This is a genomic window from Brachybacterium sp. p3-SID1565, from assembly GCF_025143785.1.
Classification (GTDB): Bacteria; Actinomycetota; Actinomycetes; order Actinomycetales; family Dermabacteraceae; genus Brachybacterium; species Brachybacterium epidermidis.
In genome coordinates this window covers 26,514-52,023 of record NZ_JAMBDS010000009.1, presented here as the reverse complement: position 1 = coordinate 52,023, position 25,510 = coordinate 26,514, and the positions used below count along the sequence as shown (strand labels likewise).

Annotated in this window: 28 protein-coding genes; 11 read left to right on the top strand and 17 right to left on the bottom strand. The window is 71.1% G+C overall.

Annotated features, from left to right (window positions below):
* The first annotated feature begins 51 nt into the window (after nt 1-51).
* From M4D54_RS04050 to hutH, 3 genes are all read left to right on the top strand, one after another.
* The gene (locus M4D54_RS04050) at nt 52-240 is read left to right on the top strand and encodes a hypothetical protein (RefSeq protein WP_193865489.1); all 189 of its coding nucleotides are present in this window, start codon (nt 52-54) and stop codon (nt 238-240) included.
* Between the two features lie 83 nt (nt 241-323).
* Complete coding sequence (gene hutI / locus M4D54_RS04045) at nt 324-1,601, top strand: imidazolonepropionase (RefSeq protein WP_193865488.1); 1,278 nt, start codon at nt 324-326, stop codon at nt 1,599-1,601.
* 68 nt (nt 1,602-1,669) lie between these two features.
* Nucleotides 1,670-3,256, top strand: a complete 1,587-nt coding sequence (gene hutH, locus M4D54_RS04040; protein ID WP_259890385.1) for a histidine ammonia-lyase — start codon at nt 1,670-1,672, stop codon at nt 3,254-3,256.
* A gap of 55 nt (nt 3,257-3,311) precedes the next feature.
* Here the strand turns inward: hutH and M4D54_RS04035 are convergent, their stop codons facing one another.
* A complete protein-coding gene (locus tag M4D54_RS04035; RefSeq protein WP_259890383.1) occupies nt 3,312-4,370 on the bottom strand; it encodes a 2,3-butanediol dehydrogenase in 1,059 nt (352 codons plus the stop codon).
* Nucleotides 4,371-4,565: 195 nt separating this feature from the next.
* On the opposite strand from M4D54_RS04035, the gene M4D54_RS04030 reads away from it, so the two are divergent.
* Complete coding sequence (locus M4D54_RS04030) at nt 4,566-4,874, top strand: hypothetical protein (protein ID WP_259890380.1); 309 nt, start codon at nt 4,566-4,568, stop codon at nt 4,872-4,874.
* On the opposite strand, the gene M4D54_RS04025 is transcribed toward M4D54_RS04030, so the two are convergent.
* Nucleotides 4,831-5,721, bottom strand: coding sequence for a putative RNA methyltransferase (locus M4D54_RS04025; protein ID WP_259890379.1), 891 nt, complete (start codon nt 5,719-5,721; stop codon nt 4,831-4,833). The two genes, M4D54_RS04030 and M4D54_RS04025, sit on opposite strands and share 44 nt — an antisense overlap.
* 19 nt (nt 5,722-5,740) lie before the next feature.
* Nucleotides 5,741-6,505, bottom strand: coding sequence for an MBL fold metallo-hydrolase (locus tag M4D54_RS04020; RefSeq protein ID WP_259890377.1), 765 nt, complete (start codon nt 6,503-6,505; stop codon nt 5,741-5,743).
* 144 nt (nt 6,506-6,649) lie between these two features.
* Between M4D54_RS04020 and M4D54_RS04015 the strand changes: the two genes are divergently transcribed.
* A complete protein-coding gene (locus M4D54_RS04015) occupies nt 6,650-8,092 on the top strand; it encodes a mycothione reductase (protein WP_193865483.1) in 1,443 nt (480 codons plus the stop codon).
* Nucleotides 8,093-8,105: 13 nt separating this feature from the next.
* Here M4D54_RS04015 and M4D54_RS04010 read toward each other — a convergent pair whose 3' ends face one another.
* Entirely contained in the window at nt 8,106-10,235 is a 2,130-nt protein-coding gene (locus tag M4D54_RS04010; protein ID WP_259890376.1) for an LCP family protein, read from the bottom strand.
* 110 nt (nt 10,236-10,345) lie between these two features.
* On the opposite strand from M4D54_RS04010, the gene M4D54_RS04005 reads away from it, so the two are divergent.
* Nucleotides 10,346-11,806, top strand: a complete 1,461-nt coding sequence (locus M4D54_RS04005) for a GuaB1 family IMP dehydrogenase-related protein (protein ID WP_193865481.1) — start codon at nt 10,346-10,348, stop codon at nt 11,804-11,806.
* 18 nt (nt 11,807-11,824) lie between these two features.
* Nucleotides 11,825-12,790, top strand: a complete 966-nt coding sequence (galE, locus tag M4D54_RS04000; RefSeq protein WP_193865480.1) for a UDP-glucose 4-epimerase GalE — start codon at nt 11,825-11,827, stop codon at nt 12,788-12,790.
* Between the two features lie 25 nt (nt 12,791-12,815).
* Here galE and ilvA read toward each other — a convergent pair whose 3' ends face one another.
* The 3 genes from ilvA to M4D54_RS03985 are packed head-to-tail and all read right to left on the bottom strand — an operon-like array spanning nt 12,816 to nt 14,927.
* Nucleotides 12,816-14,090: a threonine ammonia-lyase IlvA gene (gene ilvA, locus M4D54_RS03995; RefSeq protein ID WP_259890375.1), complete on the bottom strand. Its 1,275-nt coding sequence runs from the start codon at nt 14,088-14,090 to the stop codon at nt 12,816-12,818.
* Between the two features lie 16 nt (nt 14,091-14,106).
* Entirely contained in the window at nt 14,107-14,598 is a 492-nt protein-coding gene (gene ispF / locus M4D54_RS03990) for a 2-C-methyl-D-erythritol 2,4-cyclodiphosphate synthase (RefSeq protein WP_193865478.1), read from the bottom strand.
* Nucleotides 14,595-14,927 (bottom strand): PTS sugar transporter subunit IIB, encoded by a 333-nt coding sequence (locus M4D54_RS03985; protein WP_193865477.1) that lies wholly within the window; start codon nt 14,925-14,927, stop codon nt 14,595-14,597. The genes ispF and M4D54_RS03985 overlap by 4 nt, the downstream gene beginning before the upstream one ends.
* A gap of 102 nt (nt 14,928-15,029) precedes the next feature.
* Here M4D54_RS03985 and M4D54_RS03980 point away from each other — a divergent pair, with 102 nt between their 5' ends.
* On the top strand, nt 15,030-15,782 hold the full coding sequence (locus M4D54_RS03980) for a 2-C-methyl-D-erythritol 4-phosphate cytidylyltransferase (RefSeq protein WP_259890373.1): 753 nt from the start codon (nt 15,030-15,032) through the stop codon (nt 15,780-15,782).
* 10 nt (nt 15,783-15,792) lie between these two features.
* Nucleotides 15,793-16,098: a hypothetical protein gene (locus tag M4D54_RS03975; RefSeq protein ID WP_193865475.1), complete on the top strand. Its 306-nt coding sequence runs from the start codon at nt 15,793-15,795 to the stop codon at nt 16,096-16,098.
* Between the two features lie 80 nt (nt 16,099-16,178).
* Here the strand turns inward: M4D54_RS03975 and M4D54_RS03970 are convergent, their stop codons facing one another.
* Together M4D54_RS03970 and M4D54_RS03965 are read right to left on the bottom strand one after the other, a co-directional pair.
* Nucleotides 16,179-16,832: a 2-C-methyl-D-erythritol 4-phosphate cytidylyltransferase gene (locus M4D54_RS03970; RefSeq protein WP_259890371.1), complete on the bottom strand. Its 654-nt coding sequence runs from the start codon at nt 16,830-16,832 to the stop codon at nt 16,179-16,181.
* A 68-nt stretch (nt 16,833-16,900) separates the two neighbouring features.
* On the bottom strand, nt 16,901-17,383 hold the full coding sequence (locus tag M4D54_RS03965) for a CarD family transcriptional regulator (RefSeq protein ID WP_193865473.1): 483 nt from the start codon (nt 17,381-17,383) through the stop codon (nt 16,901-16,903).
* A 170-nt stretch (nt 17,384-17,553) separates the two neighbouring features.
* On the opposite strand from M4D54_RS03965, the gene M4D54_RS03960 reads away from it, so the two are divergent.
* On the top strand, nt 17,554-18,105 hold the full coding sequence (locus M4D54_RS03960; RefSeq protein WP_259890370.1) for a hypothetical protein: 552 nt from the start codon (nt 17,554-17,556) through the stop codon (nt 18,103-18,105).
* A gap of 94 nt (nt 18,106-18,199) precedes the next feature.
* Here M4D54_RS03960 and M4D54_RS03955 read toward each other — a convergent pair whose 3' ends face one another.
* The gene (locus tag M4D54_RS03955; protein WP_193865471.1) at nt 18,200-18,892 is read right to left on the bottom strand and encodes a response regulator transcription factor; all 693 of its coding nucleotides are present in this window, start codon (nt 18,890-18,892) and stop codon (nt 18,200-18,202) included.
* 13 nt (nt 18,893-18,905) lie between these two features.
* Nucleotides 18,906-20,105 (bottom strand): cell wall metabolism sensor histidine kinase WalK, encoded by a 1,200-nt coding sequence (locus M4D54_RS03950; RefSeq protein ID WP_193865470.1) that lies wholly within the window; start codon nt 20,103-20,105, stop codon nt 18,906-18,908.
* A 177-nt stretch (nt 20,106-20,282) separates the two neighbouring features.
* Between M4D54_RS03950 and phoU the strand changes: the two genes are divergently transcribed.
* On the top strand, nt 20,283-20,957 hold the full coding sequence (gene phoU / locus M4D54_RS03945; protein ID WP_259890368.1) for a phosphate signaling complex protein PhoU: 675 nt from the start codon (nt 20,283-20,285) through the stop codon (nt 20,955-20,957).
* 71 nt (nt 20,958-21,028) lie between these two features.
* Here the strand turns inward: phoU and M4D54_RS03940 are convergent, their stop codons facing one another.
* From M4D54_RS03940 to M4D54_RS03915, 6 genes are all read right to left on the bottom strand, one after another.
* Nucleotides 21,029-21,394 carry a DUF4235 domain-containing protein gene (locus tag M4D54_RS03940; RefSeq protein ID WP_259890367.1) on the bottom strand — a complete coding sequence of 122 codons (366 nt, stop codon included), beginning with the start codon at nt 21,392-21,394 and terminating at the stop codon, nt 21,029-21,031.
* Nucleotides 21,395-21,468: 74 nt separating this feature from the next.
* Complete coding sequence (locus tag M4D54_RS03935; RefSeq protein WP_259890366.1) at nt 21,469-22,518, bottom strand: LCP family protein; 1,050 nt, start codon at nt 22,516-22,518, stop codon at nt 21,469-21,471.
* Nucleotides 22,515-23,327 (bottom strand): tRNA (guanosine(46)-N7)-methyltransferase TrmB, encoded by an 813-nt coding sequence (trmB, locus tag M4D54_RS03930; protein ID WP_259890365.1) that lies wholly within the window; start codon nt 23,325-23,327, stop codon nt 22,515-22,517. The genes M4D54_RS03935 and trmB overlap by 4 nt, the downstream gene beginning before the upstream one ends.
* Before the next feature lie 27 nt (nt 23,328-23,354).
* The gene (locus M4D54_RS03925; protein WP_193865465.1) at nt 23,355-23,780 is read right to left on the bottom strand and encodes a Rieske (2Fe-2S) protein; all 426 of its coding nucleotides are present in this window, start codon (nt 23,778-23,780) and stop codon (nt 23,355-23,357) included.
* A gap of 29 nt (nt 23,781-23,809) precedes the next feature.
* Nucleotides 23,810-24,376 carry a peptide deformylase gene (gene def, locus M4D54_RS03920; RefSeq protein WP_259890360.1) on the bottom strand — a complete coding sequence of 189 codons (567 nt, stop codon included), beginning with the start codon at nt 24,374-24,376 and terminating at the stop codon, nt 23,810-23,812.
* Complete coding sequence (locus M4D54_RS03915) at nt 24,373-25,506, bottom strand: YihY/virulence factor BrkB family protein (RefSeq protein ID WP_259890359.1); 1,134 nt, start codon at nt 25,504-25,506, stop codon at nt 24,373-24,375. The genes def and M4D54_RS03915 overlap by 4 nt, the downstream gene beginning before the upstream one ends.
* Nucleotides 25,507-25,510: the final 4 nt, after the last annotated feature.

Sequence of the window (25,510 nt, the reverse complement as noted above, 5' to 3'; positions counted from 1 at the left end):
CTGCGAGAACGGGATCAGTGTCCCAGAAACCACGCCTACACCGTCACAGCCGTGGACCGGGAGGCCGGCACCGTGACGGTGACCAACCCCTGGGGGCCGGGCGACCCCAACGCTCCCAAGACGGTCACCATGACCTACGACGAGTACCGGGAGACCTTCGGGCGGACCACCGTCGGGCGCACCGAGGACCCGGGATTCCTGCAGCGTCATGGGATCGGGGACGGCGTGGGGGTCCTCTGAGGGCCCCGCCCGCAGTCCGGTACCTCGGACAGTTCTCCGAGGGAGCCGCCATGGCCACAGCGTGCGGTCCGTAGATTCGGTGCATGGCCTCCACCGTCATCACCGGGATCTCCGAGCTCTGGACCTTCGACCCCGCCCTTGAGGACCCGTCCGCGCCTCCGCGAGGCATGTCCGACGGACAGCTGCTCCGCGATGCAGCCGTGGTGATCGACTCCGGCCACATCGCCTGGACCGGACCTGCCACCGAGGCCCCCGCGGCCGACGACCAGGCGGACCTCGGGGGCCGGGCCGTGCTGCCGGGCTGGGTGGACTCTCACACCCACCTGGTGTTCGCCGGGGACCGCTCCGCCGAGTTCGAGGCGCGGATGGCAGGGGAGTCCTACGCCGCCGGCGGCATATCGGTGACCACCGGGGCGACTCGGGCCGCGCGTGACGAGGAGCTGCTGGCCCTGGTGCGCAGCCGGATCACCGAGGCCGTGCGCGGCGGCACCACGTGCTTGGAGACCAAGACCGGGTACGGCCTCACAGTGGACGAGGAGGCCCGGGCAGCCCGCCTGCTGGCCCAGCTCCATGCCGCAGGCGAGATCGACGAGATCACCTACCTCGGTGCCCACCTGGTGCCCGGCGAGTTCGAGGGCCGGGGTGAGGAGTACGTGGACCTGGTGGCCGGCCCCATGCTCGAGGCGGTGCAGGACGCGGCGGGACCCGCCCTGCGCTGGATCGACGTGTTCTGCGAGGACGGCGCCTTCGATTCCGAGCAGTCCACGCGGGTGCTGCGCGCCGGCGCCGACGCGGGCCTGGGCCTGCGGGTGCACGGCAACCAGCTGGGCCGCACCGGCGGTGTGCAGCTGGCCTGCGACCTGGGTGCGGCGAGCGTCGATCACCTCAACCACCTAGATCCCGCCGACGTCGACGCCCTCGCCGCGACCGCGGCTCTCCCCGTCGCGCCGGGTGAGGAACCGGGTGTGCTGGATGCCCGGACCGGGCCCACTGTGGCCACCGTGCTGCCGGCCTGCGACCTCTCCACCCGCGCGCCCCTGGCCCCCGCCCGAGAACTGCTCGAGGCCGGGGCCCAGCTCGCGATCGCCTCGAACTGCAACCCCGGTACCAGCTACACCAGTTCCCTGGCGTTCTGCGTGGCCACCGCGGTGCTGCAGATGCGGCTCACCCTCGCCGAGGCCGTGCGCGCCGCCACCCGCGGCGGCGCCCTCGCCCTGCGCCGCAACGACGTGGGACACCTCGGCGTCGGTGCCCGGGCGGACCTGCACGTGCTCGATGCCCCCGCCGCGATCCACCTCGCCTACCGCCCCGGCATGCCGCTCACCCATGCGGTGTGGCGGCGCGGGACACGCGTCCTCTGATCTCCCTCACTCACCCCGGTACGGCCCTTGGACGGGCCCGTCCATCCCCACCCGCCATAGGAGTTCCCATGACCTCGACGAACGCCTCCCCGAACCCCTCCACCGCCTCCGGGCCCTCCGTCGTCACCCTCGGCACCGCCGGCCTCACGGCAGGTCACGTCCTCGCCGTCGCCCGCCGCGGCGCCCGCGTGGACCTCGACCCCGCGGCCCGGGAGGAAGTGGACCGGGTTCGCGCCCACGTGGATGCCCTGGCGGCTCCCGGCCATGCCCCGGTGTACGGGGTCTCCACGGGCTTCGGGGCGCTGGCCGACACCGCCATCGACCCGGGCATGCGGGGCGCCCTGCAGCGCTCCCTGATCCGCTCCCATGCGGCCGGCGCCGGCCCCGAGGTGGAGACCGAGGTGGTGCGTGCGCTGATGCTGCTGCGTGCCCGCACCCTCGCCTCCGGCCGCACGGGCGTGAGGCCCGTCGTGCTGGAGACCATGCTGGCGCTGCTGAACGCGCACATCACCCCCATCGTCCACGAGTACGGCTCCCTGGGCTGTTCCGGGGACCTGGCCCCGCTTTCCCACTGCGCACTGGTGCTCATGGGGGAGGGCCGCGCCCGGGATCGCGCCGGCGAGGAGCGCCCCGTGCGCGAGCTGCTGGCCGAGGCCGGCATCGAACCGATCGAGCTGGCGGAGAAGGAGGGGCTGGCGCTGGTCAACGGCACCGACGGGATGCTGGGGATGCTCCTGATGGCCATCGCCGACCTCGACGAACTGGTGCGGATCGCCGACGTCACCTGCTCGCTGACGGTGCAGGGCCTGCGGGGCCGCGACAGCGTGTTCCGGCCCGAGCTGCACACGCCGCTGCGCCCCCACCCGGGACAGGCGGCATCGGCCGCCAACATCCTGGACCTCCTGCAGGGGTCACCGATCATCGCCGACGTGACCGCCGAGGGATCACGGGTCCAGGACGCCTACTCCCTGCGCTGTGCCCCGCAGGTGGCCGGCGGGGTGCGGGACACCCTGGACCATGCCCGCACCGTCGCCGAGCGCGAGCTGGCCGCCTCCATCGACAACCCCGTGGTGCTCGAGGACGGCACCATCACCTCCAACGGGAACTTCCACGGCGCTCCGGTGGCCTACGTGCTGGACTTCCTGGCGGTGGTGGCCGCAGACCTCGCCTCCATCGCGGAGCGCCGCACCGACCGCATGCTCGACAAGGCTCGCTCCCACGGCCTGCCGCCGTTCCTGGCCAACGACCCCGGCGTGGACTCCGGCTTCATGATCGCCCAGTACACCCAGGCTGCCCTGGTCTCGGAGATGAAGCGCCTGGCCATGCCGGCCAGCGTGGACTCGATCCCCTCCTCGGCGATGCAGGAGGACCACGTGTCCATGGGCTGGCACGCGGCCCGCAAGCTGCGCACCGCGGTGGAGAATCTGCGCCGGGTGCTCGCCATCGAGCTGCTCACCGCTGCCCGCGCCTGCGACCTGCGCGCACCACTTGCCCCGTCGGCCGCAGGTGCGGCCGCGATCGCGGTGCTGCGCGGCACGGTCGACGGGCCGGGTCCTGACACGTTCCTCGCGCCCGACATCGCGGAGGCAGAGTCGCGCCTGGCCGACGGCTCCGTGCTCGAGGCCGTTCAGAGCGTTACGGGCCAGCTGCGCTGAGCACATCAGGGCCCGGTCCTCTGACCGGGCCCTGATCAGCGGGGATGCACAGAGATCACATGTGCACGAGGATCTTCACCTCGGTCTCGCCGTGGTCGCGAAGGCGCTTGTAGCCGTCCTCGACAATGTCATCGACTGAGATCTTCCGGGTGATGAACTTCGAGAGGTCCACCGCACCGCTGCGGGCCAGCTCGATGGCCTCCACGTGGTCGTTGGCGTAGCCGATGGAGCCGCCGATGACCTTGTCGCCCATGATCAGCTGACCGGTGAGGTCCAGCTCCACCGGGCTGACATGGATCGCGACGACCTCGAGGCGCCCGCCGGGGCGCAGTGAGGCCAGCAGGGCGTCGACCACCGGCTTGATCCCGGCCGCGTCGAAGGCGACGTCTGCGCCGACGCCATCGGTGAACTCGCGTACCACCGCGGGCAGGTCCTGCTCACTCGGATCGACGACCAGGTCAGCGACGCCGGTGGACCGGGCGATATCCTTGCGGGCCGCGGAGACCTCGCTCATGACGACCCGCATCCCTCGGGCCTTGAGGATCGCGGCGGTGAGCAGCCCGATCGGGCCAGCGCCACCGATCACCGCGGTGCCGCCGTCAACCACGCCGGCGTGCTTGACGGCATGCATGCCGACCGCCAGCGGCTCGATGAGAGCACCCTGGTCCAGAGGCAGATCACCGATCGGGTGCACGAAACGCTGCTCGGTGACGACCTGCTCGGCGAGCCCGCCACCGCGACCGGAGATCCCGATGAACCCCATTTTCTCGCACAGGTTGTATCGGTTCGCGTTGCACGGCGGGCACTGGCCGCACACCATCAGCGGCTCCACGACGACGTTGTCACCGACGGCGAGCCCCTCAACGCCCTCACCCACCTCGGTGATCGTGCCGGAAAACTCATGCCCGAAGACCACCGGCAGCTGCTCGCCGGAGATCGGATGCGGAGAATCGGCCGGCGCCGGCGGTATCGGGCCCTCGAAGTACAGGTGAAGATCGGATCCGCAGATCCCGGTGAATGCCGGAGTGATACGCACGGTGCCGGGCAGCAGCTCGGGCGCGGGCACCTCCTCCAAGCGAACGTCTTCCTTGCCGTAATAACGCACTGCACGCATGGGGGCCTCCTCAGGGTCGTAGAGAGACAGGGCAGTTCGTCGTTGTCCTGCAGCGCCAGCCTATGTGGCCTGCATCATCGCGGCGATTGCTTTCGTCCCGCGCCGTCTCACGCAGTGGCGCGCGACCGGGCATGCACATCCCGTGACCACGGCCATGGGACGCGGCCCGACACCGGACCGTACGGTGGAGGGCGGGTGACCTCGAGCGATATCGGTGCCGCAATAGTGTGCAGGGAACGTTCCCTGCCGATCCGTCGGCTGCTGCGTGCTCTGCAGATCATGCCCGTGCTGTGCATGCTGACCTCGGCGGTGCACAACTATGGCCTTGCTCTGCACGGCGGCGGGGACTGGGCTGCGTACCGTTGGGACACCGGCGATCTGCACGCTGTGCAGGCAGTCGTCGTTTCCCTGCTCGAGGCCCGGGACCGCACGGCCCTGGCGCTGATCCTCTACAAGGCGCTCAACCCTCCGGCAGCACCCGATGGGAGCTCGCCACCACGCTGACGGTCACCGTCATTTCCGATGGCACCGAGGCCTCAAGCTGCTCGGCGTCGACGTGGCGGGCACTGGGCGTCATCCGCACCAGATCACGGGCGGAAGCTGTCGAGAGGTCCACGGGGTAGCGCAGCTCCTCGGTGCGCTCCGTGCTGAACAGGGGGTCCAGCACCCGGTGCAGGCGCTCCTCCTTGTGCGGGTCCAGGGAGACCATCCCGGGGACCACCTCACGCAGCTCGGCGAGGTGGTCCGGTGCGGGCCGCACCACCACCAAGACGCCCCCGGGCATCAGCACCCGTGCGAACTCGGTCGGGTTGCGGGGGGCGAACACGTCCAGCAGCACCTCCACGCCGGCGTCCCGCAGCGGGAACGGGGCGAACACGTCCCAGCTGGCCGCGGCGGCACGCTCATGGGCGCGGGCCGCGAACCGCAGGGCTCGGGTGGAGGTGTCCAGCCCCAGCCCTCTGGCCGAGGGCAGGCGCTCCAGCACCCCGGCCAGGTAGTAGCCGGTGCCGCAGCCCACGTCCAGCACCGCGGGAGGAGCACCCTCGGCACTGCGCGCCTCCGCATGGCCAGCCACCAGCTCGGTGATCAGGTCGCGGATCGGCGCGTAGGCACCGCCGTCGAGGAACCTGTCCCGGGCCCGCGCCATCTCGTCGTCGTCCCCGCTGGTCGCTGCGGTGCCGGTGAGCAGGGAGGCATAGCCTGCCCGCGCCACGTCGAAGGTGTGCCGCACCGGGCAGCGCAGGGAGCCGTCGGTCGGGGCCAGCCGCTCCCCGCAGCGGGGGCAGCGCAGCAGGTCCAGCACCGCCGTCAGGGCTGCGGGCAGGGTGCGGGGACCGGGGGGAGCAGGCATCGCTCCAGCGTACGCCCGGCTATGCCTGCTCCCACAGCTTTCGGTCGTGGCTGTTGATGATCCGTACTGCGGGTTCTCTGCGGGCCAGGGCACCCAGCCTGCGCTGGGTGCTGCGCAGGGCGGGCTCGTCGTGCGCCAGCAGCCCCTGCCGCACCCGCACGTCCAGACGACTCGGTCCCTTCCGCAGGGAGAGGGCCGAGTGGAAGGCATCCCCGGCATGCAGCAGCCAGCCGCTGCCGGTGGGGATCGCCACCCCGGCGTGACCGGCGGTGTGCCCGGGCATCGGCACCAGCAGCATCCCGGGGGCCACCGCCTGCAGGTCCACGCATCCCTCGAAGCCCTTCCAGCGCACGGCTCCGGGCCGGTGCGGTGTGATCCGCGGACCGTGCGCCCACTGGGAGGGACGGTACCGCTGGGCCTCCAGCAGCCCGCGCGGATGCCGGATGGCGCGATGCTCGGCCGCGAGCAGATGGACCTGGGCGTGCGGCAGGTCCACCAGGCCACCGGCATGGTCGAGGTCGCCGTGGGTGAGCACCACATCGGAGACCGCAGCGGGGTCCAGTCCCAGGGCGCGGGTCCGCGCAACAGCGGTCTCCTCCGGGCGCAGGGCCGGCCGCAGCAGGTGCCGCACCGGGCCCAAGCGGCCCGGTGCCCGCACGTCCGCGCTGCCGAACCCGGTGTCCACCAGCACCAGGTGCCGCCCCACCTCGAGCAGCAGCACATGGCACACCATCGACTCTCCCGGCGGGGTGAGGGTGCCGCAGTTCAGGTGGTGGATGCGCATGCCCCCACCATGGCACGGGCCGCCTCGGTGCTCACCGTTCGCCGCTGGTTCCGGACGGAGGGGCAGCGCTGCTCTGCGGGGAGGGTCACGCGCTCACTGTACGGCGCGCCCGCGCAGCACGCCCTGCCAGCGTAGCCTGGGAGGGTGAGCACCGACGCGCAGCACTTCGACATCGCCCTGATCGGCTCCGGCTCTGCGAACTCCTTCCCGGGGCCGGAGTTCGCAGGCCGCAGCATCGTCCAGATCGACCGCGGGGTGGGCCCCCAGCACGTGTTCGGCGGTACCTGCCTGAACCTGGGCTGCATCCCCACCAAGATGCTGGTGCACACCGCGGACCTCGCCCATGCCCCCGCGGAATCAGCGCGCTTCGGCGTCACCGCAGCCCTGCGGCACGTGGACTGGCCCGCCGTCCGTGATCGCATCTTCGGCCGCCTGGACGCGATCAGCTCCGGCGGCCAGCAGTACCGCGACTCCCACCAGGACAACGACAACCTCACCCTGCTGCGCGGGACCGCCGCCTTCGCGGGCGCACACTCCCTGACCGTCACCCTCCAGGACGGCACCGAGCAGGAGATCACTGCTGACACCATCGTGATCGGTGCCGGCTCGCGCCCCTCCTTCCCCCCGGTCGACGGGATCCAGGACGCCCGTCCCCACACCTCCGACACCATCATGCGGATCGAGCAGCTGCCGGCCTCCCTGGCGATCCTCGGATCCGGTGTGGTGGCGGTGGAGATGGCGCACATCTTCGCCTCCCTCGGGGTGGAGGTCTCCCTGATCGCGCGCACCGACCGTGTACTGCGGCAGACCGATGCGGAGGTCTCCGAGCGACTCACCCGGGTGCTGGGGGAGCGGCTGCATCTGATCACCGGTATGTCGACCACCTCTGTCGAGCGCGTGGCAGACGGGGTGGTGCTGCGCGGACTGCGCGACGGCGAGGAGCACGAGGTGCGAGCCGAGGAGCTGCTGGTCGCCACCGGTCGCATGCCCAATTCGGATCTGCTGAGGGTGGACCGTGCCGGCATCGACACCCATCCCGACGGCCGCATCGCGGTGGACGCCCACCAGCGGGTGCTCTCCGGCGGCGAGGTGCTCGAGGGGGTGTGGGCGCTCGGCGACGTCTCCAGCGAGCACCAGCTCAAGCACGTGGCCAACTTCGAGCAGAAGATCGTGCGGCACAACGTGCTGCATCCGGAGGACCTGCGCCGCTCGGACACGATGCCCATCCCCAGCGGGGTGTTCACCGATCCGCAGGTGGCCTGGGTGGGGATGGACGAGTCAACGGCCCGGGAGCGGGCCGAGGCGAGCGGGCGCAGCATCCGCGTGGCCCACCAGGGCTACGCCGGCATCGCCTACGGCTGGGCGCTGGAGGACACTGACGGCTTCGCCAAGATCATCGTGGACGAGGCCACCACCGAGATCCTGGGTGCGCACATCATCGGAGCGGAGGCCACCACGCTCATCCAGCTGGTGATCCAGGCGATGAGCACCGGGCAGACGGCCCGGGACATCGCCGCCACGCAGTACTGGATCCATCCAGCCATGCCGGAGCTGATCGAGAACGCCCTGCTGCAGGTCATCGACTGAGAGCCAGCGGCTCTCAGCCCTCCTCGCCGGCGCCCGGCAGGCAGGACTGCAGCGGGTCCTGTTCGATCTCGGGGTTCTCCGTGGTGGGCTCCTCGGTGGGCTCCGCACCGTCGGTGGACTCCTGCGAGGTGGGGTCCTCCGTGGGCTCCTCGGTGGGGCTCTCCTCCGTGGGCTCCTCGCCCGTCCCGTCGGTGCCCTCCTCGGAGGGCGCCTCGCCGGTGGGGGCCGGATCGGTGGAGCCGGCCTCCGTCTCGCCCTTGACCGACTCGGGCTGGGACTGCTTCATCGAGTCCTCGATCGATGCCTGGGCCCAGGCCTTCAGGTAGTCCCAGTCGGGGTCGCCGCTGGGGGTGACGTCCTGGGTGATCAGGTACGAGGTGAAGCCGGCCTCCTTGATCCGCAGGGCGAGCTCCACGAACGCGTCGAGGTCCCGCACCGGGATGTCGGTGGCGATGTTCTTCTCGGTGGCGGTGACCAGGCGCGGCACCGACATGGCGACGGTGGCCGGATCGGCCTCCTCCGCCACCGCGCGAACGATGCGCTGCTGTCGGCACATTCGGTTGAAGTCGTCCGAGCCCTCACGCGACCGGGCGTACCACAGGGCGTGGTAGCCGTCGAGCTTCTGGTCACCGGGCTCGATGTAGCCGTCGATGGGGCCGCTGCCGCCGCCGATGGGGATGCGCCGCTCCACCACGAGGTCCACCCCGCCAATGGCGTCCACCAGGTCCTCGAAACCCTGCAGGTTCACCATCGCGTAGTAGTCCATCTCCAGGCCCAGGGTCTCCTCCACGGCCCAGGTGGTGGCGGTCAGGCCCGGCTCGGGATCCCCGGGGAACAGGTCCGGGCGGTCCTCCGCCCACCTCCACACGGCGTTGATCAGGTCCTGGTTGCGACCGAAGTAGCGGAAGCCGTCGGGGAACACCTCGGCGGCAGGGGTGTCCTCGGGGAAGCGCACGTGCTCGAGGTTGCGGGGGATGGAGAACAGGGCGGTGTGGCCGGACTCGGTGTCCACCGAGGCCACCATGATCGTGTCGGGGCGGGTGCCGGTGCGGTCATCGCCGGCGTCCTGGCCCAGCAGCAGGATGTTGATCCGGCCCACGCCGGCCCACGGGTCCTTGCCCTTCTGGATGCGCCCGGAGTCGTTGCCCTGGCCGAACACTGTGTCCGAGCCCAGCAGACCCTGGGCCGCCCACAGAGACTGCACGCCGCGGCCGAACGGCAGGGCCACGGCCACCACCATGAGGGCGGCGATCGCGAAGGCGAGGTACCGCTTGGCGCCCTGGAGGCGCTGCCGGGAGGTGTGCGCCAGGTTCGCCACCACGATCTGGATCGCCCAGACCAGGCCGACCAGGGCGACGGCGATCATCAGCCCCACCAGGACGGTGCGGTCCGTCAGGAGCATCAGCCCGGAGCGCGTGGGATCGCCCAGCAGCAGCCAGGCGCCGACGGCGAGGGCGCCGACGGCCATGATGCCCAGCAGCACCCATCCGATGCGGCGCAGGCTGGTGGTGAGCAGGCCGCTGCCGGGGGCCACGGAGGTCAGCACCGTCCAGAACGCCACCGTCGGCAGGGATCCCTCGGGACGCTCGGCCGCGCGGGCACCGTGTCGGCCCGACGACGACGGGGACTGCGGGGAGCTCGGTGGGTGCGAGGCGCGGGAGCCGTCGCGGTCCCGGGGCGGCCGTGCCGCTGCCGATGCGTCAGCTGCGGGGGACGCGTCACCAGCAAAGGACGCCTCGGCAGCGGGGGAGGACCAGGCGTCGTGGTCCTCGGTCTCCCGTGCGGCCCGGTCGGATGATGCCGGGCTCTCGGCGAGCGGGCGAGCGGCGCGACGGCCATGGCGCGGCGCCTCCGATCCGGGCACGGGTGTCGGAGCGGGGGTGGGCGTCGTCGGCCCCGGCCGGTTCGCTTCCGCAGCGCTGCCCGACGGGGGAGCGGGATCCGGCGCGGCAGCGGGGTCCGGTGAGGCGTTCGCGGTGCTCGGCGTGCCCACCCAGGCCTTGCGGGTGGAGCCGAATGCTGCCTCGCGATTGGCCCGCGCCGCGTCGGGGGACAGCGGGGAGGGCAAGGAGCGCCGTTCGGGAGCCTGGTACTTTCCGCCCCGACGACGCCTGCGCCACGAGGTCGAGGACGGGTCCGTCATGCGCCCCATCCTAGATTCATGGCCGCGATGCACGCGCCAGCGGCATGTGAGGGCATGGTGGAGGTCCCGCATCCGCGCCGCCCCGGGCCTCGCCGCCTATCCTGAGCCGCATGCGCCTGCTCCATGACCCCTCCACTGACCTCACCTACGACGACTGCTTCTTCCTGCCGTCCCGCTCGGCGGTGACCTCGCGCTTCGACGTCGACCTCTCCAGCGACGACGGCAGCGGCACCACCATCCCGCTGATCGCCGCCAACATGACCGCGGTCTCGGGGCGCCGCATGGCCGAGGTGATGGCGCGGCGCGGCGGACTGGCGGTGCTGCCTCAGGACCTCTCCCCGGATCGCATCGACTCGATCGTCCGCTCGGTGAAGGCCCGGGACCTGCTGGTGGACCATCCGCTGACCCTGGGGCCCGACGGCACCCTCGGGCAGGCCGATGCCCTGCTGCCCAAGAGGCCCCACGGCCTCGTGGTGGTGGTCGACGACGAGCGCAGACCCCTCGGCGTCATCTCCGCCCAGGAGACCCAGGGTCGTGACACCTTCGGCGCCGTCGGTGGGGTGGTCAGCACCGACGTGCTCACCCTGGGCCCCGGGGACCTCGCCATGGAGCCCGCACAGCTGCACTCCCGCATCGCCGCGACGCACCACGACGCCGCGCTGGTGGTCGAGGCCGATGGCACGCTGCGCGGTGTCCTCACCGCCACCGGCGTGCTGCGCTCGACGATCTACACCCCCGCCACCGACGCGCAGGACCGCCTGCGCACCGCGGTCGCCGTCGGGATCAACGCCGACGTCCCCACCCGCGTGCAGGATCTGCTGGACGCCGACGTGGACGTGATCGTCCTGGACACCGCCCACGGTCACCAGGACCGCATGATCGAGGCCCTGCGCGCCGCCCGCTCCGTGCTCGGCGACCGGGCCGACACCCCCGTGAGGCTGGTGGCCGGCAACGTGGTGACCGCGGAGGGCACCCGGGAGCTGATCGAGGCCGGGGCCGACATCGTCAAGGTCGGCGTGGGCCCCGGTGCCATGTGCACCACCCGCATGATGACCGGTGTGGGCCGCCCCCAGTTCTCCGCCGTCCTCGAGTGCGCCGCCCAGGCCCGGGAACTGGGCGCTCGGATCTGGGCCGACGGCGGTGTGCGCCATCCCCGCGACGTCGCGCTCGCGCTCGCCGCCGGTGCCTCCAACGTGATGATCGGCTCCTGGTTCGCCGGCACCTACGAGTCGCCCGGGCAGATGCGTGCCGACGAGCGCGGGCGCCGGTACAAGGAGAACTTCGGGATGGCCTCCAAGCGTGCCGTCTCGAACCGCACCGCGAAGGAGGACGCCTTCGCGCGTGCCCGCAAGTCCCTGTTCGAAGAGGGCATCTCGACCTCCCGCATGTATCTCGAGGACGGCGCTGGCGGGGTCGAGGACCTGTTGGACACCATCACCGCCGGTGTGCGCTCCTCCTGCACCTACGCGGGGGCGCTGAGCCTGGCGGAGTTCCGCGAGCGTGCCGTGATCGGGCTGCAGAGCGCAGCCGGGTACGCGGAGGGCCGTCCGGTGGCCACGTCGTGGAGCTGAGCGACTAGGCTCGTGGCCATGACGACTCTCGTGATCGGTGGTGCCGGGTACATCGGATCGCACGTTGTGCGACTGCTTCTGAAGAGGGGGGAGCACGTGATCGTGGTGGACGACCTGTCCACCGGGTTCCGCGAGCGCACCGAGGGCGCCGAACTGGTGGAGCTGGACGTCACCAGTCCTGACGCGGTGGACAAGCTGGCCTTCCAGCTGCGGGCCTGCGGTGCGGACTCGGTCATCCACTTCGCCGCGCACAAGCAGGTGGGCGAGTCGGTGCAGAAGCCGGAGATGTACTGGCACGACAACATCGGGGGGCTCGCGAACGTGCTGGCCGCCTGCGCCAGCGCTGAGGTGCGCGACGTGGTGTTCTCCTCCTCGGCCGCCGTGTACGGGATGCCGGACGTGGACCTGGTGACCGAGGACCTGCAGCCCCAGCCCATCAATCCGTACGGCGCCACCAAGTACGTGGGGGAATGGATGCTCGCGGACGCCGAGCGGGCCCACGGCATGCGCACCGTGGCGCTGCGCTACTTCAACGTGGCCGGCGCCGGCTGGCCGGACCTGGCCGACACGCTGGTGATGAACCTGGTGCCCATCATCCTGGACGCGGTCGAGGCCGGGCGGGACCCGATCGTGTTCGGCGACGACTACGACACCCCGGACGGCACCTGCATCCGCGACTACGTGCACGTGCTGGATCTGGCTGACGCCCACATCGCCGCCCTGGACTACCTGCGCGGCGAGGATCGCCCGCACCGCGTGTTCAACGTGGGCACCGGGACCGGCTCCAGCGTGCTCGAGGTGATCGAAGCCGTGGGCCGCGCCCTCGGCACCGAGCTCACCCCGACGATGGGTGAGCGCCGCCCGGGCGACCCTGCCCGCCTGATCTGCTCCACCGAGCGGATCGAGCAGACGCTGGGCTGGTCCTCCAGCAAGGACCTCGACGACATCGTGCGCTCCGCCGTGGAGGCCCGTCAGGGGCGCTGACCCCGCAGTCCCCACAGCCCCGCGATCAGGTCAGATAGCGGTAGATCGGATCGGTGGGATCCACCCGCTCGATCTCCATGTTGGAGGCCGCCATCCTGGCCATCAGCGGCTCGAGATCCTCCGCCCGCCCGATCTCCAGGCCCACGAGTGCAGGGCCCTCCTCGCGATTGTTGCGCTTGATGTAGTCGAACAGGACGATGTCGTCGTCCGGGCCGAGCACCTGGTCCAGGAAGCGTCGCAGCGCCCCGGGCTCCTGCCGGAAGGTCACCAGGAAGTAGTGCTTGAGGCCCTCGTGGACCATCGAGCGCTCCAGGATCTCGTTGTAGCGTGACACGTCGTTGTTGCCGCCGGAGACCACCACCAGCACATCGGCGTCGGCACGGACCGCGCCCGTGGCCACGGCGGTGGCCGCCAGCGCCCCCGCGGGCTCGGTGATGATGCCGTCCACCTGGTACAGGGCGAGCATCTCGGTGCACACCGCGCCCTCCTCCACGGCCAGCAGCTCCGGGTCGATCGCCTGCACCATCGCCAGGGGGCCCGCGCCCACGCGGCGCACCGCGGCTCCGTCCACGAAGCGGTCCATCTCGTGCAGCGTCACCGGGCGTCCCGCGCGCACGGCAGCGGCCATCGAGACGGCACCGGCGGGCTCCACGCCCACGATCCGCACCGAGGGGGTGCGCTCGCGCAGCCAGGCCCCGCAGCCGGCCAGCAGCCCGCCGCCGCCCACCGGCAGCACCACGGTGGAGGCCTCCCGGCCGTGCTCGCTGCGGAGCTGCTCGATCGCCTCACGGGCGACCGTCCCCTGCCCGGCCATCACCACCGGATGGTCGAAGGGCGGCACCAGGGTGGCGCCGATGCGCTCGGCGTCATCGGCCGCTGCTTCTGCGGCGTCGTCGAAGGTGTCGCCCACCAGCACGAGCTCCACCCACTCCCCGCCCAGCGCGACGATGCGGTCGCGCTTCTGGCGCGGTGTGGTGCCGGGCACGTAGATGCGCCCGTGGATCTCCTGGACCGCGCAGGCCTGCGCCACGCCCTGGGCGTGATTGCCGGCGCTCGCGGCGACCACACCCGCCTCCCGCTCCTGAGGGGTGAGCGAGTCGAGGAACAGGTGGGCACCGCGCAGCTTGTAGGAGCGCACGGACTGCAGGTCCTCGCGCTTGAGCCATACCGGCACCCCGGCGATGTCGCTGAGGCGCTGGCTCAGGTGCACGGGCGTGCGTCGCAGCACCGACTCCAGCCGCTCAGCTGCCTCCTCCACCTCGCCGGCGCTCAGGGGCAGTACGGGATCGACGGTCGTCATCAGGTCTCCTGCAACGTCAGCTGTCCTGCGGAATCACGAGCGCCGTGGCGATCGCCGCGATGCCCTCGCCCCGACCCGTCAGGCCCAGGCCGTCGGTGGTGGTGCCGGCCACCGAGACGGGCGCACCGGCGGCCTCGCTCATGCGAGCACAGGCCTCCTCGCGGCGGCGTGAGAGCCTTGGCCGGTTGCCCACCACCTGCACCGAGATGTTCCCGATCTCGAACCCTGCCTCGCGCACCAGGCGCGCGGCCTCGGCCAGCAGCGCGGCACCGGAGGCGCCGGCCCACTCGGGACGGCCGGTGCCGAAGTGCGTTCCCAGATCACCGATGCCCGCGGCCGCGAAGAGCGCGTCGCAGGCCGCATGGCAGGCGACGTCGGCATCGGAGTGGCCCTCCAGGCCGCGCTCGCCCTCCCAGCGCAGGCCCGCGATCCACAGCTCACGGTCACTGCCCTCCGGCGCGACGGCATGCACGTCCACCCCGGTGCCGACGCGGGGAAGGGCGGTCATGCCGGATCTCCGGGACGGCCCGGATCGGTCCCGTCCGTCCCTGCGGTATCGATCCGGTCCAGCAGCGTGTCGATGTCCTGGTACGTCTGCTCCGGGCGGGTACCCAGCAGCAGCGGCATCCCGGACACGCGAGGAATGCCGAGCGCGTCGGGCAGGTCCACGGTGGAGACCACCAGATCAGCGGTGAAGTCGGGCGAGAGCAGGTCCATCACGGTTGCCTGGACGACTCGGAGGTGCGCACCGCGCGGGGCCACGTGCTCGCGAACGCGTTTCGCGAGCAGGGCGGAGGTGGCGATCCCCGCGCCGCACACGATGGCGATGGTGAGCATGGCGGACTCCTGAAGGGAAGAGTGGGAAGGGCGGGCATCGGGGACGGGCGAGGCGGAACCACGATTCTGACATGCTTCGGGTGCGGCGACTACGATGCGGGGGTGACCCATCCGCGCCGACTCCGCTCACCGTGCCTGCGCGGGAAGGCCGCCGGCATCGTCCTGGCCGGGGGGTCCGGCACCCGGGTGGGTGCCGGGATCAACAAGGCGTTCCTGCCGCTGTCCGGGCGCAGCATCGCCAGCTGGGGGATCAACACTCTGGCCTCCGTGGAGGGCGTGGGGACGCTGGTGTTCGTGGTGCGACCCGAGGATCGCGAGCACGCCCGCTTCGTCGCCGAGCGCGAGACCGCCCACCACCTCGAGATCATCATCGGCGGTGACACCCGGCAGGAGTCGGAGCTGATGGCGCTGCGGCACCTGGCCGACCGCATCGACTCCGGTGCGGTGGACACGGTGCTGATCCACGACGCCGCCCGCCCCCTGGTCTCGCACGGTCTCGCTGCGGCCGTGCTCCACGCCGCCCGGGAGCACGGGGGAGCGGTGCCCGGCATACCGGCCGCCGATGTCGCCCCCGTGGGCGGCACCGCGCACCTGGCGACGGGGGCCTTCGACCCCTCCCGCCTGGTGCGGGTGCAGACGCCCCAGGGATTCCGGGCCGCCACCATCCTGGACGCCTACGAGGCGGCCGCGCGCGACGGCTTCGTGGGGACCGACACCGCCTCGTGCGCCGAGGAGTACACGGACATCCCCGTGAGCTGGGTGCGCGGCGAGGAGACCAACTTCAAGATCACCTACGCCCAGGACCTGCTCCTGGCCCAGGACGTCGTGGCCGCGCTAGGTTTGAGGACGGGGTGAGGAGGAGAGGATGGCTGTCCAGGAGAGCTACCTGCGCTGCACCGCCTGCGAGCAGGAGTCGGAGCACCAGGTCGTCTACGCCGGTCGTTTCGTCTCCGAGATCCAGTGCGCCGGCTGCGGTGCCGTCACCCGTCTCGACGTCAGCGAGGACTACCTGCCGGATCTGCGCCAGCGGATCTCCAGCAAGCCCGGTCGGCTGGCGCGCCGCCTGCGCAGCGACCCGGGTGAGCTCGCCGCCAGCCTCCCCGTGCGCACCCTGTCCAAGCCCGTGAGGATGCTCCAGGAGTTCCGCGCCGTGTGGCGCAGCCGCAGCTGAGCAGATCCGGCGCGGCTGCGAAGGACAGCTCCTGCCGAGCGACCTGACTGCCGCTGCGCGCGTCAGCCGCGACGGGACAGTCAGTGGCGGTGGGAGGTGTCCCGCGCCAGGCCCAGGGCGATCTGCGCCTGCCACAGCCCCAAGCGGTCCACCACCGCGAAGCCGGCGTGGGAGCCGGGCACGGTGCGTACGCGAGCTCCTCGCGCGAGGACGGCGAGGATCTCGTCCTGGTCATCGTCGACGGCTGATCGCACGGCGTTCTCGAGCACGGTGCGACGCAGCAGCCGTGGACTCTGCAGCCCGGCCAGCGTGGAGCGGTCCACGTTGCGCAGGCCGTCGTGGGTGACGAGCTTGACCGAATCGGTCATGGGGATCACCGGCACCACCGCATCGACGTCGTCGCCGGCAGCCGCGAGCACCTCGGAGATGACCGATGCGGGGGTGAGGGCGCGTTCGGCGTCGAGGATCAGCACGGAGGTGCCGTCGAGCTCCGCCAGGGCCGCGATGATCGCCTGTGCCCGGCCGCCCTGGCTCGCGCGCACCTCCGCCCCGCGGCCAAGCGCGCGGCGCATCCGAGGCACAGCGGCCTCCGTGGTCATCACCAGCGGGGCGGGCAGCCCGACCTCGGAGAGAGTGGCGAGGAGCCGCCCGACCAGGCAGGTCCCCCCGAGCTCGGCCAGCGCCGGCACGTCACCGGGGCGCCCTTCCGAGGCAGCCGGGGCCAGGGCGAGCACGAGCGGGCGCGGGAACGCGCCGGCAGTCCCCGCGAAGGGGATCGGGCTGATGTCCGTCGCAGGCGCGTTCAGGACGCGAGGACCTCGTCCAGGATCGACTCCGCGTTGTCCTCGTCGGTCTTCTCGGCGAGGGCGAGCTCGGAGACCAGGATCTGGCGGGCCTTGGCGAGCATGCGCTTCTCACCGGCGGAGAGCCCGCGGTCCTGATCGCGACGCCACAGGTCGCGGACGACCTCGGCGACCTTCTTCACGTCGCCGGAGGCGAGCTTCTCGACGTTCGCCTTGTAGCGGCGGGACCAGTTGGTGGGCTCCTCCGTGTAGGGCTGGCGGAGCACCTCGAAGACCTCGGCGAGGCCCTCCTTGTCCACCACGTCGCGCACGCCGACCAGGTCGACGTTGTCCGCAGGGACCTCGATGGTCAGATCGCCCTGGGCGACCTTCAGCTTCAGGTAGGTGCGGTCCTCGCCCTTGATGGTGCGGGTCTTCACCTCTTCGATGAGCGCCGCTCCGTGGTGCGGGTAGACGACGGTCTCGCCGACGACAAAGTTCATGTGGCTGGTCCCCTTTCCGCAGTACAGTCTATCAGGGTGGGGTCGTGCTACACTGCGCCGCCCTCCCGTCTGCTGCGGGGTTGCACGATGCCGCCGGACGCGCGTCCTGACGGGTGTCAGGTGCGGTACCCTGGCAGGGCCCTCCCCGAGGAACCGAACAGGAGCTCCACGTGCGTCGTCCCCGTCTCGCACTCACCGCTGCCGCGGTGGGTCTGGCCTTCGCCGCCTCCGGCTGCAGCTACATCAACCCTGTGCAGACCCACAACTTCTACCAGGCGGCGGACGGCACCAACGCGAACCTCGAGGAAGCCGGCCAGCTGATGGTCGGCGTGCGCAACGCCATCGTGGTCGTGCAGGACGACGGCTCCGCGGTGCTGATCGGCGCTGTCGCCAACTACACCACCGAGGAGGTCACGGTCGAGCTCGAAGGGCTCTCCGAGGGCACCGTGGTGTTCGCCGGTCGGGTCGCCGTGCCCGCCGAGTCCACCGTGAACCTCGGTGTCGGTGAGGACGCCCAGCAGATCCAGATCGGTCAGATCGATGTCCCCGCCGGGGCCGCCATGGATCTGTCGATCACCGCCAACGGGCAGTCCACCGAGATCACGCTGCCGGTGACGGACACCACGCTCGAGTACTACGAGGAGGCCGTCCAGGGCGGCTCCGGCGAGGGTGCCAGCGACGGCGGGGGTTCCAGCCAGGACGAGGGCACCACCGGCGCCTGATGCGCGCCCGGTGCGTCGGTCGACGCCCCCTCGCCGTTGCCCGTCGTATGAGCGGCGCGGTGCCGCCCCCGTCCGCTCCCTGAGCCCTGCCCCGTCAGTGGGCGGCGGATTCGAACTTGTAGCCCAGCCCGCGCACCGTCACCAGGTGCACCGGGTTCTTGGGGTCGTCCTCGATCTTGGCGCGCAGGCGCTTGACGTGCACGTCGAGCGTCTTGGTGTCGCCCACGTAGTTGGCGCCCCACACCCGATCGATCAGCTGTCCGCGGGTGAGCACCCGGTCCACGTTGCGCAGCAGCATCTCCAGCAGCTCGAACTCCTTCAGTGGCAGCGCCACCTCCTGGCCGCGCACCTGGACCACGTGGCGCTCGACGTCCATCATGATGTGCCCGGCATGGAGGGTGGTGTCCTCCTGGGCATCGGCCGAGTCCTGGCCCCGACGCAGCACCGCCTTGATCCGGGCCAGCAGCTCGCGTGAGGAGTACGGCTTGGTCACGTAGTCATCGGCACCCAGCTCTAGCCCCAGCACCTTGTCGAACTCGTCGTCCTTGGCGGTCAGCATGATGACCGGGACGCTCGAGGTGCGGCGGATCTCCCGGCACACGTCGGTGCCGCTCATCCCCGGCAGCATCAGGTCAAGCAGCACCAGGTCGGCACCGTGGGCGGAGAAGATGCGCAGCCCGTCCGTGCCGTTGTCGGCCACGGCGACCTCGTAGCCCTCCTTGCGCAGCGAGTACGACAACGGGTCCGAGAAGGACTCCTCGTCCTCGACGATCAGGATTCTGGTCATCTCAACCTCCTACTCACGGACCCTCGTCCACGTCCACGGTACGCGATGCGGCACCGCCGACGGTGACGGCGCCGGTGCTCCCCATCTCGGGGATGCGCAGGGTGAACGTGGACCCCTGGCCCGCCATCGACCAGGCGGTGACCTCACCCCCGTGATCGGTGGCGATGTGCTTGACGATCGCGAGCCCCAGCCCGGACCCCCCGGTGTCCCGTGACCGTGCGCGATCCACCCGGAAGAACCTCTCGAACACCCGCTCCAGGTTCTCCTTGGAGATCCCGATCCCCTGGTCCTTCACCGACAGCTCCACCATCCCGCCGTCCCGACGCACGGACACCCCGATCCGGGTGTCCGCGTCGGAGTAGGTGATCGCGTTGGAGATCAGGTTGGACACGGCGGTGGTGAGCATCGAGGCGGAGCCGAACACCCGCAGCCCGGTGGTGCCGCCGACGGCCACGGTGATCCGGGAGCCCAGCGCGAAGTTGTGGTTCAGCGCCACGGCCTCCTCGATGATCTCGTCGATCTCCACCGGCTCCGCATCGGGGAGGGCGGAGGTGCCCTGCACGCGGGACAGCTCGATGATCTCCTGCACCAGGTGGGAGAGGCGGCGGGACTCGGTCTGCATGCGCTCGGCGAAGCGGCGCACCGCGTCCGGATCCTCGGCGGCGTCCTCCATGGTCTCCGCCAGCAGGGTGATCGCGCCGACCGGGGTCTTCAGCTCATGGGACACGTTGGCCACGAAGTCGCGGCGGGTCTCCTCCACCCGCACCGCTCGGGTGAGATCGTCCGCCAGCAGCAGCACCCCGTTCTCACCCAGCGCCCCGATCCGCACGTCGATCACGGCGTCGGAGTCGCCCTGGCTGGAACGGCGCAGGGTGAGCCGTTCGTCGCGGTAGCCGCCGTTGCGGCCCACATCGGCCGCCAGCTCCATCAGCTCGGAGTTCGCCAGCCGCGGGTAGTCCCCACCCGTGGCGCGCACGATCCCGTACGAGTAGGCCAGGGGGGAGGCACGCAGCACGTCCCCGCTGGAGTCCAGCACCACGTAGGCGGAGGAGAGGATCGCGAGCACCTCCGCGGCCGGCTCGGGCACCACCGGCTCCGGGGCGCCGACCGGGCCGCGACCGCGCCGCTCCGAACGCGCCAGTGCCAGTGCCGCCGCACAGCCGATCACCAGGCCGATGGAACCGGCCAGGAGCAGGATGATCGTCGAGGGCACCAGACAAGACTAGGACGTGCCACGGGTAGGATCGGACACCAGACCGGTGAAGGGCGGCACGGTGCCGAGGAGTTCACCTCGGTTCTTCCCTCCGTTCACCGAGGCGCAACAGCTGTTAACCCGCTGTCGCCACACTCGAGAGCTGACGACCCCTGCGACGAAAGAAGAGTGCGGACCATGCGCGAGGCCTATCAGAGCGACCTTCGGCATCTCGTCGACGACCTGGTCGACATGGCATCGATGGTCGAGAGCGCCCTGTCGGACGCCACCGACGCCCTGCTGGACGGCGACCTCGCCCTGGCTGAGAGGGTGGTGGCCGCGGACCCCCACATCGACGAGCGCCAGCTCGATCTCGATGCGAAGTCCGTCGAGCTGCTGGCGCGGCAGTCCCCGGTGGCCACCGATCTGCGACTGCTGGTGGCATCCCTGCGCATGAGCTCCTCCCTGGAGCGGATGGGCGACCTGTGCGCCCACGTGGCCCTGGTGGCGCGGCGCACCCACCCGGAGCTGGCGGTGCCCGAGCAGCACCGCGAGCAGATCCGCCGCATGTCCGACCTCGCGCTGGCCGCGCTGCGCGACGCGGCCCAGGTGATCTCCGATCGCGACCTGGCGCTGGCCGCGCAGGTGGAGAAGAACGACGACGAACTCGACGAGCTGCAGCAGGAGATCGCACGGGAGATCGGGAAGGGCGAGGGCTACACGAACACCCAGATCGTCGACCTCACCCTGCTGATCCGCTTCTACGAGCGCCTCGGCGACCATGCCGTCTCGCTGGTGCGCCGCGTGGGCTTCCTGGTCACCGGGGATGCCGTGGACACCCTCGGCCAGGCCACGGACGTCACGGAGTTCTGAGCGCGAACGCATGAAGCAGGGCCCCGGTGATCCGGGGCCCTGCTTCATGCATTCGTCGTGGCTCGGCTGCCTCAGCCGCGGTTGGGGCGGGGACGGCGCCGGGTGAGGCGGTCGGCGCCCTTCTTGGTGCCGTTCTGCGCGGCCGCGCGCAGCCCCTGCAGCAGGACGCCGGAGACGATCGTCCACAGGATCGCCTTCCACCACGGGACCTCCTCGGCCGGATCGCGGATCTCTGCGATCTCCGCCTTGGACAGGCCGTCCTTCTTGGCCTGCTTGCGGCGCTTCTTGGTCTCCTTCGCGGAGTCCTTGGTGTACTGCTCGCTGGGCGGATCCTCACCGAAGACCGCACCCCAGCCTGCTGAGGCCAAGCGGCGGCCGATCATGGCGGCGGCGATTCCGGAGCCGGTCACGGCGAGCTTCACGAGCGGGTTGGCCACGGTGTCCTCCAGTGGGTGAGGCGGGTGCGGACGGGGGATCGGCGGGGCGGGGGTGCCGCCGGCGGCGGGGCCGGTCAGTACTTCCCAGCGTTCTCAGCGTAGTAGGTGCCCATGTCGTCCTCGCGCAGGGCCTCTCGGAGCTTGTCCATCTCCCCCTCCTCGGTGGCCACCACGCTGGCGCCGCCGCTGGTGGTGTAGGGGCCGCCGTGGGGGACGGACAGGAAGTACAGGTCATCGCTGCGGATCGAGCGCATCGACAGCCCCAGCTCGACCATCGCCGAGGCGGTCAGCCCCTCGTCGGTGGTGAGATACGGGGAGAGGGTGCCCACGGTGTCCTTCAGCTTCAGCGGATCGCTCAGGGTGTCCGCGCTGATCAGCTTGTCGGCGATCCCCATCAGCACCGCCTGCTGGTTGCGGTTGCGCTGGAAGTCGCCGTCGGCGAACTGCTTGCGCTGGCGCACGAAGGTGAGGGCCTGCTCGCCGTTCATGTGCTGAGTGCCCTCGGTGAACTGGTGGCCGTCAGCCTCGAAGCTCTGCGGGACCTGCACCTCGATCCCACCCAGGGAGTCCACCAGACCCTCGATGCCGTCGAAGTCGATCAGGGCGACGTGCTCGATCGGCACGCCTGTGTAGTTCTCCACCGTGGAGACCGCCAGCGGCACCCCTCCGAAGGCGAGCGCCGCGTTGATGCGGTCCTTGCCGTGACCGGGGATGTCCACGTAGAGATCGCGGGGGAAGGAGGTCACGTAGACCTCCTGGTTGTCATCGCTGATGTGCACCAGCATCATCACGTCGGAGCGCTGGCCGGTCACGCCGGAGGCAGCGGCCTCCTCCTCGGACCTCTTGTCGGAGCCCAGCAGCAGGAAGTTGCGGCCCGTGCCCTCGGCCTGCTCGGGGCGCTCGCCGTCGGAGGCGCCGCGGGTGATGGACACGGTGCTGCGCTTCTCGTACTGGTTGCGGACGGAGAGCAGGTAGCCGCCCACCACCACGCCGGCAGCCAGTACCAGGGCGGTGATCACTCCCAGTCCGATCAGCGCCATGCGTCGCGAGGAGCGCCTGCCGGGCTCGGGCTGGTCCCCGTCCTCCCAGTCGGAGGGGAGGCGGACCTCGTCGGAGGGGTTCATCCGTGCTCGTCCTCCTGATGACGGGGAAGCCGGGTGTACGCGAGATCCCATACTAGACGCCCCGCCGCCTGTGCCTTGGACTCGAAGCTGGTGAGCACCCTGCCCTCGAAGCGGGGAGCCCAGCCGGTCTCGGGCAGGTCCCCGGGCACCTCATCACTGGTGGTGCCCTCCGGGCGGGGGCCATCGGGGTGCAGGGAGGCGAAGCGGGGATCCGCTCCCATCACGTGGTGCATATGGGCGGCGTAGTGCGCCCAGTCCGTGGCCAGGCGCACCGTGGCGCCTTCCTTCAGCAGCGGAGCCATGGCGTCGAGGAACGGAGGGTTGATCAGGCGTCGCTTGTGGTGCTTGGACTTGTGCCAGGGATCGGGGAAGAACACCCACAGCTCGGAGACGGAGTGCTCGGGAAGCAGCTGGGGGAGGCTGCGCTGGGCGTCCAGCGGCAGCAGGCGCACATTGCGCGGTGCCCCCGCCCGCTCGATCCGATCCAGGGTCTGGGCCAGGCCCGGTACGTAGACCTCCACCGCCAGGTGGTCGCGCTGCGGAGCGGCGGCGGCTGCCGCTGCGATGTTCTCGCCCTGGCCGCTGCCCACCTCGACCACCAGCTCGGCACTGCGCCCGAACACCTCAGCGAGGTCCAGTCGTGCGCCCTCGGCCGGGACCGTGTCGCGATCGCCGCGGGGGAGGTCCAGGACGTAGGCGTCGGACAGGCGGTCCCAGGCGTCCTGGCGGCTGCGCGTGAGGCGGGCGCCGCGGCGCACGAAGGAGACCACTTCGCGCTGTCGGCGGTGCGGGCCGGAACGAGGGCTCATGGGATCGGTGTCCGTGGGGCGCGCTGTTCAGGCGGTGCGCCGCACGTGGCCGTCCTCGACCACGACCGGGACCTCGGGCAGATGGATCGTGGCCGGGCCCACCAGCACCTCACCGGTGGTGGCATCGAAGCGGGAGCCGTGGCAGGGGCAGTCCAGCTCCTCGCCCATCTCCCGCAGGGCGCAGCCGTTGTGGGTGCAGTACCCCGAGTAGCCGGTGACCTCGTCCCCGGAGCCCCGGACGAGCAGCACGAAGGGGTGATCGCCGCCGAAGTTCACCAGGGTGCCGGTGTTCTCGGGCAGGTCCTCCAGAGGTATCGAGCCGCCCTCCGCGCGCACCGGCGCGCCGTTGCCGAAACCCTCGTCCTCCGGGGCGCAGCCGGCGACTGCGCTCACCCCCGCAGCGGAGACGGGCAGCATCAGGGCACGACGACGGGAGAGGCAGGGACGATCCATCCATCCAGGATAGACACTCCGGCGGGAGCTCAGACGTCCTCGGCACTCGTGAGTCGGGGATCCCACGTCAGCAGCCCCCGGGAGCGCCACCCGCGGGCGGAGACCGCATCGAGGGCCTCGCGACGGCGGGCGGGGGAGAGCCGATCGATGTACAGCGAGCCCTCCAGGTGGTCCACCTCGTGCTGCAGTGCCCGGGCCAGCACCCCGCCCTCGTCCTCGACCACGACCGGCGCGCCCTCCAGGCCGATGCCGTGCACCCGCGCGCCACGGTGGCGTGCGGTGGGGTAGCCCTCGCCGGGCACAGAGAGGCAGCCCTCGATAGTCTCCTCGTCGAGTTCGAGCCCGCCGAAGCGCTCCAGGCGAGGGTTGATCACGACGCCGCGGCGCAGGGTGTCGGAGGCATCCGGACACGAGTACACGAACAGCCGCCAGCGCGATCCCACCTGGGGCGCGGCCAGGCCGGCGCCGTCGGCCGCGTCATTGGTCTCGAACATGTCGGCCACCAGCTCGCGGATGTCCTCGGTGATCTCGCGCACCTTGCGGGTGCGCTGCTCGAGGGCGCGATGGCCGATGATCGTGATGGGGCGCACGGTCATGCGTCGTTCTCTCCTTCGGGTCGGGGGGAGGCGGGGGAGCGGCCCGGGGGGCGCACCGCGAGCGGGCTCCCGGACTCGACGATCCAGGCGCTGCGTCGACGGCGCAGCGGCTGTCCGGTGCGCGCCGAGTCGGCCACCGCCCGCCCGATCTCCTCGGCGGCGACGGCATCGGCAGCGAGGTAGTCGAGGCTGTGGGTGGCATGGGGGTCGAGCTCGATGGCGTGCCAGGCCTCGAGCCCGGCCGCGATCTGCCGGGCGCGCAGGAACTCCGCGTCCAGGGAGGCGCCGGCCACGATCACGATGTTCCCCACCCACAGCATCAGCAGGATCGCGATCAGGCCGTTCAGGGCGGTCAGCACCTCGGTGAAGCGCGTGGCGTACACCATCAGCTGCCCCACGGTCAGCGCCGACCCGAACAGCACCAGGACCGTCAGCGTCGAGCCCAGGGTGATGAGCCGGTACCGCGGCAGGCGCACGTTGGGGAACACGTAGTAGGCCATCGACACCCCGATGATCAGGATGAACAGCAGGATCGGCCACTTCACCAGGTTCCAGCTGTCGAAGGCGATCTGGGGGATGCCGATCAGTTCCCCCAGTCTCTGGGAGGCCTCACCGCCGACCACCACCATCCCGATCGACAGCAGCACCACCGCGATCAGCAGCACGGTCTCGCCGAGGACGATGGTGCGGAACCACAGGAACGGCCGCCCCTCGCGGGTGTCGTAGACGCGGTGCATCGCACGGTGGAAGGCCGCCACCCCGTTGGAGGCGGAGATCAGTGCCCCCAGGGTGCCCAGGGCAAGGCCCCAGGCTCCGCCGTCGGTGTCGGCGACCGCCAGGATCGCCCCCGTGAACGGGCGGGGGTCCAGGGTCGGGAAGATCTCGTTGAGCAGTGTGGAGACGGTGCGGATGGTCTGGGCCTCCACCCCGATCATCGAGACCAGGGACACCATCGCCACCGCGCCCGGGAACACCGACAGCACGGTGTAGAAGGTCATGGTGCCGGCCACGTCCCACACCTGGATGTCCAGCAGGCGCATCCGCACCCGGTGCAGCACGTACAGCACACTCAGGCGGGGCCGCTCGTACTCGACGACAGGTCTGCGCTGCTGCCGACGTGACTCGCTCACCGCC

Bases quoted from the DNA above. Each gene is read 5' to 3' on its own strand.
- M4D54_RS04005 (WP_193865481.1), top strand. From the start codon at position 10,346: ATGCGCCTGCTCCATGACCCCTCCACTGACCTCACCTACGACGACTGC.
- M4D54_RS04020 (WP_259890377.1), bottom strand. From the start codon at position 6,505: ATGCGCATCCACCACCTGAACTGCGGCACCCTCACCCCGCCGGGAGAG.
- trmB (WP_259890365.1), bottom strand. From the start codon at position 23,327: ATGAGCCCTCGTTCCGGCCCGCACCGCCGACAGCGCGAAGTGGTCTCC.
- M4D54_RS03955 (WP_193865471.1), bottom strand. From the start codon at position 18,892: ATGACCAGAATCCTGATCGTCGAGGACGAGGAGTCCTTCTCGGACCCG.
- M4D54_RS03985 (WP_193865477.1), bottom strand. From the start codon at position 14,927: ATGCTCACCATCGCCATCGTGTGCGGCGCGGGGATCGCCACCTCCGCC.
- phoU (WP_259890368.1), top strand. From the start codon at position 20,283: ATGCGCGAGGCCTATCAGAGCGACCTTCGGCATCTCGTCGACGACCTG.
- ispF (WP_193865478.1), bottom strand. From the start codon at position 14,598: ATGACCGCCCTTCCCCGCGTCGGCACCGGGGTGGACGTGCATGCCGTC.
- M4D54_RS04035 (WP_259890383.1), bottom strand. From the start codon at position 4,370: ATGCGTGCAGTGCGTTATTACGGCAAGGAAGACGTTCGCTTGGAGGAG.
- ilvA (WP_259890375.1), bottom strand. From the start codon at position 14,090: ATGACGACCGTCGATCCCGTACTGCCCCTGAGCGCCGGCGAGGTGGAG.
- M4D54_RS03935 (WP_259890366.1), bottom strand. From the start codon at position 22,518: ATGAACCCCTCCGACGAGGTCCGCCTCCCCTCCGACTGGGAGGACGGG.
- galE (WP_193865480.1), top strand. From the start codon at position 11,825: ATGACGACTCTCGTGATCGGTGGTGCCGGGTACATCGGATCGCACGTT.
- M4D54_RS04010 (WP_259890376.1), bottom strand. From the start codon at position 10,235: ATGACGGACCCGTCCTCGACCTCGTGGCGCAGGCGTCGTCGGGGCGGA.
- M4D54_RS03925 (WP_193865465.1), bottom strand. From the start codon at position 23,780: ATGGATCGTCCCTGCCTCTCCCGTCGTCGTGCCCTGATGCTGCCCGTC.
- hutH (WP_259890385.1), top strand. From the start codon at position 1,670: ATGACCTCGACGAACGCCTCCCCGAACCCCTCCACCGCCTCCGGGCCC.
- M4D54_RS03965 (WP_193865473.1), bottom strand. From the start codon at position 17,383: ATGAACTTTGTCGTCGGCGAGACCGTCGTCTACCCGCACCACGGAGCG.
- M4D54_RS03975 (WP_193865475.1), top strand. From the start codon at position 15,793: ATGGCTGTCCAGGAGAGCTACCTGCGCTGCACCGCCTGCGAGCAGGAG.
- M4D54_RS04025 (WP_259890379.1), bottom strand. From the start codon at position 5,721: ATGCCTGCTCCCCCCGGTCCCCGCACCCTGCCCGCAGCCCTGACGGCG.
- def (WP_259890360.1), bottom strand. From the start codon at position 24,376: ATGACCGTGCGCCCCATCACGATCATCGGCCATCGCGCCCTCGAGCAG.
- hutI (WP_193865488.1), top strand. From the start codon at position 324: ATGGCCTCCACCGTCATCACCGGGATCTCCGAGCTCTGGACCTTCGAC.